Genomic DNA, 2,274 nt, shown 5'->3' with positions numbered 1-2,274 from the left:
TGTCGGCGGCGGCTGAATCCTGACCCGGTTTGGGCGGTCGAACTTTGACCCACCGGGTCTGGTTGCTGGTGTTCAGTCGGTGTCGTGTGTGGCGGTGGGGACGCGTCCGAGTTGGCGTCCGCGCATGCGGTAGGAGTCGCCTTTGAGGGAGTGGACCTCGGCGTGGTGGACGAGGCGGTCGATCATGGCGGCTGCCACGGTCTCGTCGCCGAAGACCTCTCCCCAGCGTCCGAAGGGTTTGTTGCTCGTGACGATCACGCTCGCTCGTTCGTATCTGTTCGATATCAGCTGGAAGAACAGGTTCGCGGCCTCGGCTTCGAAGGGGATGTAGCCGACCTCGTCGATCACGATCAGCGGATAGCGGCTGAGCTTGGTGAGCTCGGCCTGAAGGTGTCCGGCGTGATGGGCGGCGGCCAGGCGGTCGACCCATTCGGCAGCGGTAGCGAACGCGACGCGGTGGCCGGCCTGGCAGGCACGGACCGCCAGTCCGATCGCCAGGTGCGTCTTCCCGGTGCCCGGCGGGCCCAGAAAAACGGTGTTCTCCTTCGCCGCGATGAAGTCCAACGTGCCCAGATGCGCGAGCTGTTGGCGAGTTATGCCGCGCAGATGGGTGACGTCGACTTCCTCGATCGTTTTCATCGCGGGGAAGCGGGCGGACCGGATGCGGGCCTCGCCGCCGTGGGACTCGCGGGCGGAAACCTCCCGCTGGAGGCAGGCGACCAGGAACTCGGTGTGTGTCCAGGTCTCCTTCAACGCGCGCTCGGCCAGTCGCTCGGCGGCATCCAGCAGCGCGGGTGCCTTCATCGCCCGGGTCAGGAAGGACAGGTCGGCGGCGGTCTGACGGCCGGTTTGGGGCTTGCCGGGACTGGCCTTGGTGGCGGTGGGTGACATCAGGAGACCTCCGGCTCGTCGTGTCCGCCGCCGCCCTCGATGAGAGTGAACATGCGGTCGTAGGAGTCGAGCTGTCGTTGTTCGACCTCGACGAGGTCAGCCGCGGTGGCGGCGCCTGCCTGGCGGGCGGCCAGGGCCCGGGAGGCTTGGTGGTGGCGGTAGTCGCCTCGCAGGAGGGCCGCGGCGCGGGCATGGACGGGGTCGGTGATCGTCTGCTGTTTGGCCCAGCAGCGCGGGTGTCGGGCGACTTCGGCTCCGCCGGGGCTGAGGGTGACGATGACCTCGTCGGTGTCGGTGCGGACCTGGACTTTCTTGCCGATGGCCAGGGGGTGCACGGAGTAGTCGCAGGTGTCGACGCGGATGTAGTGGTCGCGGCTGATGCGGGTGGCGAAGCGCCACCAGCGCGGCGGATCGACGGGCGGCAGGGCGAGCATCTGGGACCGGTCGGCCTCCCACCGGTCGATCGGACGGGCGCCCAGGGTGCGGTGCTGACGCCGGTTGGCGATGTTCAGCCAGGCGGTCAGCTGGGTGTTGAAGTCGTCCGGTCCGGTGAAGGTGCGGCCGGGCAGGAATGATGTTTCCAGATAGCCGTTGGCCCTCTCCACCAGTCCTTTCGCCTCGGGGTCACGAGGCCGGCAAAGGTAGATTCTGGTGGCGAGAAGGCCCGCGAACGCGGCGAAGTCGGTGGTCACCTTGCCGCGGCCGATGCCGGCCTCATTGTCCCAGACCAGCATCCTGGGGACCGCGTTCCAGCAGGTCAGCAGCTTCCAGTGTCCGTCGATCAGGTCGCCGGTGGTGCGGGTGGGCAGCATCCGTGCGGCAATGATCCGCGAGTAGCCCGAGACCATCACGAGGACCGGCGGGTGTCCGCTCTGCCCGTAGCCCAGCGGGATGTCGACCGGCGGGAACCACAAGTCGCACTGGGCCAGCTCGCCGGGCTGATACGTGGTGCGCGAGACCGGATCGACGGGCAGATAGGCCGGACGCAGCTCGCGGACCCGGTCCTTGAGGACCGTCATGCCGTTCTCCCAGCCGATCCGCTCGGCGATCACGGTCGTCGGCATGCTCGGAGTCTGCTTCAGCAGTTCCCGGATCTGCGGCTCGACCGCGTCGACCGCCGAGCCCCTGGCCGGCCGGGAGTACACCGGTGGCCGGTCGGTGGCCAGTGCCCGCTTCACGGTGTTCTTCGAGATACCCAGCTGCCGGGCGATCGCCCTGATCGGCATCTGCTCGGCCCGGTGCAGCCTGCGGATCTCTGCCCAGTCCTCCACGGAAATCACCCTCTTCTCCTGACCTTCGATCAAGATCAGGATGGTCGGTAGACCACGAGGTGGGTCAGTTTTGATCCGCCGTCAGAGGGTCACGATTCACCCGTCGCCGACA

The 2,274-nt window shown here is 67.7% G+C and carries 2 protein-coding genes; both read right to left on the bottom strand.

The features are described from left to right. Positions 1-72 precede the first annotated feature (72 nt). Complete coding sequence (gene istB, locus E6P78_RS32365) at positions 73-891, bottom strand: IS21-like element helper ATPase IstB (RefSeq protein ID WP_136207185.1); 819 nt, start codon at positions 889-891, stop codon at positions 73-75. Further along, the gene (gene istA / locus E6P78_RS32360) at positions 891-2,162 is read right to left on the bottom strand and encodes an IS21 family transposase (protein ID WP_240799468.1); all 1,272 of its coding nucleotides are present in this window, start codon (positions 2,160-2,162) and stop codon (positions 891-893) included. The genes istB and istA overlap by 1 nt, the downstream gene beginning before the upstream one ends. Positions 2,163-2,274: the final 112 nt, after the last annotated feature.

Source organism: Streptomyces sp. A0958, assembly GCF_004795035.1.
In the GTDB taxonomy this organism is placed as follows: domain Bacteria; phylum Actinomycetota; class Actinomycetes; order Streptomycetales; family Streptomycetaceae; genus Streptomyces.
The sequence above is the reverse complement of the archived record's forward strand: the minus strand, read 5'-3'. Positions and strand labels throughout refer to the sequence as shown.